The organism is Streptomyces sp. NPDC058051, assembly GCF_042885475.1.
In the GTDB taxonomy this organism is placed as follows: domain Bacteria; phylum Actinomycetota; class Actinomycetes; order Streptomycetales; family Streptomycetaceae; genus Streptomyces.
The window spans coordinates 143,761-150,958 of the sequence record NZ_JBHVRW010000022.1 but is presented as its reverse complement, the minus strand read 5'-3'; the positions used below and the strand labels follow the sequence as shown (position 1 = coordinate 150,958).

Annotated in this window: 4 protein-coding genes; 2 read left to right on the top strand and 2 right to left on the bottom strand. The window is 70.9% G+C overall.

The genetic code is table 11. The features are described from left to right. Positions 1 to 265 precede the first annotated feature (265 nt). Together ACFVUT_RS28720 and ACFVUT_RS28715 are read left to right on the top strand one after the other, a co-directional pair. Entirely contained in the window at positions 266 to 2,731 is a 2,466-nt protein-coding gene (locus tag ACFVUT_RS28720; protein WP_389653101.1) for a SpoIIE family protein phosphatase, read from the top strand. 111 nt (positions 2,732 to 2,842) lie between these two features. Further along, positions 2,843 to 3,574, top strand: a complete 732-nt coding sequence (locus ACFVUT_RS28715; protein ID WP_389653104.1) for a methyltransferase domain-containing protein — start codon at positions 2,843 to 2,845, stop codon at positions 3,572 to 3,574. A 41-nt stretch (positions 3,575 to 3,615) separates the two neighbouring features. Here ACFVUT_RS28715 and ACFVUT_RS28710 read toward each other — a convergent pair whose 3' ends face one another. Together ACFVUT_RS28710 and ACFVUT_RS28705 are read right to left on the bottom strand one after the other, a co-directional pair. Next, complete coding sequence (locus tag ACFVUT_RS28710; RefSeq protein ID WP_389653427.1) at positions 3,616 to 4,605, bottom strand: acyltransferase; 990 nt, start codon at positions 4,603 to 4,605, stop codon at positions 3,616 to 3,618. Positions 4,606 to 4,919: 314 nt separating this feature from the next. Further along, positions 4,920 to 7,196, bottom strand: coding sequence for a bifunctional polysaccharide deacetylase/glycosyltransferase family 2 protein (locus tag ACFVUT_RS28705; RefSeq protein WP_389653107.1), 2,277 nt, complete (start codon positions 7,194 to 7,196; stop codon positions 4,920 to 4,922). Positions 7,197 to 7,198: the final 2 nt, after the last annotated feature.

Below are 7,198 nucleotides of genomic sequence, written 5' to 3'. Positions count from 1 at the left end.
CCCTGGTCGGGGGTGGCGTACTTACCCACCGCTACCCCCAACGGGGGCACTCGCACTCACCGTCCTCGCCCGCCTGGGGGCCGGGCGGCCCGCAGCCACCCGGGCCGGCCCGGCACCCTGGTGAGGCCGTTGTGCGCGGCAGGGTACGCCGGGCGCACCACCCCACGGGGGTGATTCCGCCGATGACCGGCGGACGCCGGACATGGAGCCGTACCGTGGAGTCGCATGCCGCAGAACGTCGCGGTGGGGAAGGAGCCTTCCACCCATGGAACTCGGAGTGCCGCCGCAGAGGACGCCGCGACCGCGCGATCCTGCGGCGGGCCGTGTGTCGCTGGCCGTGGCGGTCGTCGACGCGGACGGACTCGTCTCGCACTGGTCGACCGGCGCCAGACGGCTCTTCGGGGTCACCAGACAGCAGGCCATCGGCTGCCAGGCCGGTGAACTCCTGCCGATCATCGGTGCGTTGAGGCAGGAGGAAGACTTCCACGACGGGTTCGGCCCCGAGTCCGACGCTTCGTTCGGCCGCGAGTCCGACGCTTCGGGCGGGACCATCGCCTACCCGGCGGCGGGCCGGGCCCGGGTCGACCAGCCCGAGCGCGGCCGGATCGATGTCCTGTGGTGGGCCTACCCGCTGGTCGGCCCGGGTGCCGAACGGCTGCTGGTGCTCGCCGCGGACGTCGCGCAACTGCGCGACGGCGATCGGGAGGAGGGGCGGGACGAGGGGCGGGACGCCGAGACGATCGGCCCCGGCTTCGCCCTCCACACCGACTTCCCCGGCTACCAGGAGCTGGCAGGCCGACTCCCCGAGATCCTGCCCAGCATGAGCGTCCACGAGGCCACCAGGATCGTCGCCCAGGTCCTCGAACTCGGATACCCGGTACTGGAGTTCAGCCACTGCGACCAGGTCCCTGTCACGCCCGACTGGGGAGTGCCGCGACGCCGTTCCCACCGCCCGGCCGAGAGCCCGCGGCGCGACGACGAAGGGGCGCACGCGCCCCGTGCCGCTCCCCGTCCCGAACTCGATCTCGAATACGCGGCCGTCCGTGAACGCCTGGAATTCCTCAACGAGGTCAGCGGACGCATCGGCACCTCTCTCGACCTGGAACGCACCATCCGCGAGGTCACCAGCGCCGCCGTACCGCGCTTCACCGACTTCGCGGGCACACACCTGCGCGCCGCGGTCCTGGCCGGCGAGGGCTTCCCGGACGGGCCGCCCGACGTCACCACCGTCTGGCACCGCGTCTGGGTCGAGCACAACGACGAACCGGGCCGCTGGGACGACACCGTCCCGGTCGGCGAGTCCATCGCCTTCCCCGAACACACCCCGTTCTTCCAGTGCATGGTCACCGGCGAGCCCGTCCTCATCCCGCACGTCGGCGAGGAACTGAGCAACCGGATCTCGGGCGAGTTCGAGAAGCGCGACCTGCGCCCGCTGATCACCCACCGCTCCCTGCTGATCGTGCCGCTCAAGGCCCGCGACGTGGTCCTCGGCTTCATGGTCCTGATGCGCCGGCCCGGCCGCGAGCCCTTCGACGAGATGGACCGCACCACCGGCGCCGAACTCGCCGCCCGCGCCGGACTCGTGCTCGACAACGCCCGCATGTACACCTACCAGGAGAACGTGGCGGAGACCCTTCAGGACAGCATGCTGCCCCAGGTCGAACCACGGATGGCCGGCTGTGACATCGCCACGCGCTACCTGCCCGGTACCCGGCTCGGAAGGGTCGGCGGCGACTGGTTCGACTCGGTGAAACTTCCCGGCTCCCGGACCGCGCTCGTCGTCGGCGACGTCATGGGTCACGGCCTCAACTCGGCTGCGATGATGGGACAGTTGCGCACAGCTGTCCTGACCATGGCCACCATGGAGATGCCATCGGCCCAATTGCTGCGCAACCTCGACGACCTGGCGCAGCGCCTCGGCGAGCAGTATCTGGCCACCTTCCTCTACGCCGTGTACGACCCGATCCGTTCCGAGGTCCAGATCGCCAACGCCGGGCACATCCCGCCCGTGCTCGTCCGTGCCGAGGACGGGCGGGCCGAACTCCTCGACCTGCCCACCGGCGCTCCCATCGGAGTCGGCGGTGTCGCCTTCCAGGCCGTGACCGTACGGGTGCGGCCGGGCGACCGTCTCGTCCTGTGCACCGACGGCCTGGTCGAGGTACGCGGTCAGGACATCGGCGCCGGGCTCGCCGCGCTCTGCGCCTCCGCGGCCCACCCGGCCGCTTCCATGGACGACGCCTGCGACACGATCATCCGGGCACTGAACCCGCGCGGCGGCCGCAAGGACGACGTGGCACTGCTGATGGCCCGGCTGAACGGGATCCCGGACGAGGACGTCGCCGAGTGGCAACTGGCCCTCGACCCGCGCGAAGTGGCCCGGTCGCGGCGCATGGTGCGCGGGAAGCTCCTCGACTGGGACCTTCCGGACGCGGTGGAGGTCGCCGAACTGATGGTCAGCGAGCTCGTCACCAACGCCGTGAAGCACGGCCGCACCCATCACATCGGGCTGCGCCTGGTCCGCACCGACGCCCTTCTCTGCGAGGTCAGCGATGACGAACCCGCCCCGGCCGCGCTGCTCGACGCCTCCTTCGACGACGAGCACGGCCGCGGACTGCTGATCGTCAGCGGCCTCGCCCGCGCCTGGGGCACCAGCACCACGGCACACGGCAAGACCGTCTGGTTCGAGCAGGCGATCGGCCGTACCCCGCCTCTCCGGCCGCACACCTGGTGAAGGATGTGGTCACGGCCGGTGGAAACGGTGCGCACTCTTGCCGCGGCCGTCCTCGGACGGTAGTCCGTAGCTGAGCAAATCGCCTCGGCGTCAGCGGACTTGGGAGTGCTTATGAACGTGTCACAGCGTTACCGCGAGGCATGGGAGGGCTACTGGTCCACCACCTCGGACGCGCCCGGCGAGGCGATCTGGGATGCCGACCCCTCCCTCACTTCCGTACCCCACAGCGAGTTGCTCCTGCCGTATGCCGACACCTCGCTCCCCGTCGTCGACCTCGGCTGCGGAAACGGCACCCAGACCCGCTACCTCGCGACCCGCTTCGCCCGCGCGCTCGGCGTCGACCTCTCGCACGCGGCGATCGCGCACGCACGCCGCGCGGACCCCGACAAGGTGGCCGAGTTCGACCAGCTCGACCTCGTCGACGCGGAGGCTGTGACGGCCCTGCACGAGCGGATCGGCGACACCAATGTCTACATGCGTGCGGTGATCCACCAGAGTGAGGCCGAGGCCAGGTCCGCCGTCGCCGCGGCGGTCGCGACGCTGGTGGGGGAGCGGGGCCGGGCCTTCGTCGCCGAGCTGACCCCGGCGTCCAAGGCGGTGCTCCAGCAGGCGGCGCAGGGACCGGGCGGCCCGCCCGAGAAGCTGCGCCGGGTCCTGGAACACGGTCTCAAACCGGCCGCCGCCGCGGAGGAGGAGGTGCCTCGACTGCTGCGGGCGGCCGGTCTGATCACGCTGGCAGGCGGTGACACGGTCCTGGCCCAGACCGAGTACCTGCCGGACGGAACCCGGATCGACCTGCCCGCACGCTGGTTCGTCCTGGCCCCGGACACCGCCGTCGGCTGACCTCGCCGGCCGGTATCACCGGGGAGTGGCGGGCGGCAAGGTCATGGCAGCAGCCGTGGCCTCCGCTTCGCCGCCAGGTCCTCGACCCAGCCGACGAGTGCCACCGCCGCGGCGATCAGCACCCAGGCGACCGCGAACTGGAACCACATGCTGTCCAGCGGCAGATACCGTTCGACGGCCGGCACGTTCCACATCAGGTCGATCAGTGGCACGCTCACCATCAGCGCGATCTCGTGCCACAGGTAGACGGTCACGGCCCGGGCGTTGAAGACCCGCACGATCCGGTCCGCCACGGGGCGGCGGGCGAGCCATCCGAAGTCCGGCCGGAAGCGCAGGAGCAGCAGGACGAAGCCCGCGGACCACAGTGCCTGGGCGAGCGGGATGTCGTCGAGGTCGTAGGATCCGTCGACCCGGTGGTGGAGGGCCCACCAGCCGCCCGCCGCCATCAGCACCGGTGCACAGGCCAGGACGGCCGCGGGGCGCAGCCGGTCCAACACCCCCTCCCGGTGCGCGAAACCCAGCAGCCAGCAGAACAGGAAGACCGACAGGTCGCTGAGCGCGCTGCCCATGCGCCCGTCCGGCACGCTCCACACCGTGGTCAGGAGCAGGACCGGGAGGAGCGACAGGGCGAGCACGGGCAGGGGGGCGAGGCGGAAGAGGCGCAGCAGCAGGGGCGACAGCAGCACGAACCACAGGTAGGTGCGCAGGTACCAGAGGACCGCCCACGCCTGTTCGCCCCAGGCGTTGCCGGGAGGGTCGCCCACCGGCAGCACCCAGTACAGGACGTCGGCGCCGGGCTGCCAGCCGTGCAGCAGCATCGCCACGCCGAGCACCAGGCCGAACGCCCACACCGGGATCAGCAGTCTGCGCAGCCGGCTGCGGATCACCTGCGGGGCGGGCCGTTCCAGGGAACGTGCCATGAGCGATCCGGCGAGCGCGAACATCACGCCCATCGAGGGGAAGACCAGCCCCAGCCACGGCCATTCGAAGGTGTGATAGGTGACCACGCGCACCAGGGCGAACGCCCGCAGTGCGTCGAAGTAGCGGTCACGACCGCTCCTCGGGGCGGCGCGACGCGAGGGCGCGGGCGGTCCGGGCGCCGGTGGGGCGGGGTACGGGGGCCCGGGCGGTCCGGGTGCCGGGGCAACGGGCTCAAGGGACTCGGGGTGTCGGGGCGGCGGTGTGGTGGGGTCCGGGACGGGGAGGTGCGGGGGTCCGGGCGGTCCCGGTGCCGGGGCAACGGTGACGAGGGGCGCCTCCGGTTCCCTCGTGCGTGGTGGCCGCGGTGGTGCTGCCCTGCGGTGCGTTCCCCCGCGGTGTGCTCCCCTGCGGTGCGCGCCCGCCATCAGCCCGCCTCCGTGCCGGACGCGGGGGCACCGACCTCGCCGGTGCGCTTCAGCTTCTGCCAGCGCAGCCGGCCGCCGGTCGCGGCGGTGACACACGAGTGGATCAGCACCAGGTACATCAGCTGCCGGTAGGCCAGTTGTTGCAGCGGCAGCATCAGCAGGTAGCGGTACTTCTCGCCGTCGAGGCGGAACGCGTAGGCCGCGCAGACCAGTTGGACCACCAGCACGGCCAGCCAGGCCAGCAGGGACGCCCTGAAGTCCACGAAGAGCATCGCGTAGATCGTGAACACGTCGATCAGCGGCGCGAAGACGGGCGTGACGATCTGGAAGAGCACGACGAGGGGCATGCCGACCCGGCCGAACCGGCCCGAGGACCCGCGGTCCGTGACCGATCGGCGGTGCTTCCAGAGCGCCTGCATCGTGCCGTAGCTCCAGCGGTAGCGCTGCCGCCACAGCTGTCCCAGCGACGCGGGAGCTTCGGTCCAGGCGCGTGCGTGCTCGGCGTACACGACCCGCCAGCCGGCGCGGTGCAGGGCGATCGTGATGTCGGTGTCCTCGGCGAGTGTGTCCTCGCTCATTCCGCCGACGGCCAGTACGGCCTCGCGGCGGAACGCGCCGATCGCACCCGGGATGGTGGGCATGCAGCGCAGCAGGTCGTACATCCGGCGGTCGAGGTTGAAGCCCATCACGTACTCGATGTGCTGCCAGGCGCCGATCAGGGTGTTGCGGTTGCCGACCTTGGCGTTCCCGGCCACCGCGCCGACCTCCGCGTCGCCGAACGGCTGCACGAGCCGGTGCACGGTGTCGGGTTCGAAGACGGTGTCGCCGTCCATCATCACGACGATGTCGTATCGTGCCTGTCGCACGCCGTTGTTGAGCGCCGCCGACTTGCCCGCGTTCTCCTGGCGGACGACCCGTACGTTGGGCAGTCCCAGCGACTCGGCGATCTCGGCGGTGTTGTCGGTCGAACCGTCGTCGACGACGATGATCTCGATCGGATGCGTGCTCGCCGCGAGGGAGTTGAGGGTGTTGGCGATGCACTCCTTCTCGTTGTACGCGGGGACGATCACGCTCACCGGTTCCGTGACCGTGGGCCCCCAGGCGAACCGGCCTCTGTTGCGCTGCCGGTAGTGGCGCCGGGCGAGCAGGAGCATCATGCCGAACCTGGCCATCACGGCGATTCCGACCACCACCAGTGCCGCGGCCAGGCCTGGCACGGTCCACTCCGCGACGGCCACCGCGGCGAGGAGGGCGCGGCCCTCCCAGCGGGTGACGGTGTCGGCGGGCCGGTGGGCGGCCTGCTCGGGGTTGCTCTGCCAGGCGTTGCCGGGGGCGGCCGGTACGCCCTGTGCGCTCGGAGTGTTCTGCGTGTTCTGTGTGCCCTGAGCGTTCTGTGCGGCCTGCGCGGCCTGTGCGCCGCTGACCGTGGTGAAGGTGTAGCCCTTCGCCTTCATCTTCTTGATGTACTGCGGCAGCGCCTTGAGCGTCTGGGCCCGGTCGCCTCCCGAGTCGTGGAAGAGCACCGAGGCGCCCTTGCCGTCCTTCGGAGTGGCCCACTCGACGATCTTGCTGACGCCGGGCTTCTGCCAGTCCTCGCTGTCGGTGTCGATGAAGACGCTGGTGTAGCCCATGGCGCCGAGCTTCTTGTAGACGGACCAGCTGTAGTTGTCGATGGCGTCGTTGGTCGAGGAGTACGGGGCGCGGAACAGCGTCGTCGTGATGCCCGCGGCCCCCGCGAGGGCGAGCTGCGTCTGGGCTATCTCCCGCGTGACGCGGGCGGAGCTCTGGTACGAGAGGTCGACGTGCGTGAAGGTGTGGACGCCCACCTCGTTGCCGTCGTTCACTATCTGGCGGACCACATCCGGGTAGCGCGAGATCATCGAGCCGACCAGGAAGAACGTACCGGGCACGTCGTTGTCGTCCAGGATGTCGAGTACCTGCTGTGTCCACTCGGGGTCAGGGCCGTCGTCGAAGGTGAGCACGATGGTCTTGTCCGGCACCGACTGCGTGCGCGCCGTGCCGCCCTCGAAGCTGAGGAAGGGGCCGCCGTTCAGGACGCTCTGCGGAACCTTGCTCGAACTGGCGTCCGAGCGGACCCGCTGGTCGTTTCCGACCTCGGCCCGCAGGTAGCCGTCGAGCAGCATCACGGAGACGAGTCCGAGCAGCAGCAGAAGGGCGATGACCACCCGCGGCCGGGGAGCGGCCTGGCGGCCGACACGTCCGATCCTGCTCGGCGTGGCGTGCCGTCGCTTGGCCCGGGAACGGTTGTGGGTCATGT

Bases quoted from the DNA above. Each gene is read 5' to 3' on its own strand.
- ACFVUT_RS28720 (WP_389653101.1), top strand. From the start codon at position 266: ATGGAACTCGGAGTGCCGCCGCAGAGGACGCCGCGACCGCGCGATCCT.
- ACFVUT_RS28715 (WP_389653104.1), top strand. From the start codon at position 2,843: ATGAACGTGTCACAGCGTTACCGCGAGGCATGGGAGGGCTACTGGTCC.
- ACFVUT_RS28705 (WP_389653107.1), bottom strand. From the start codon at position 7,196: ATGACCCACAACCGTTCCCGGGCCAAGCGACGGCACGCCACGCCGAGC.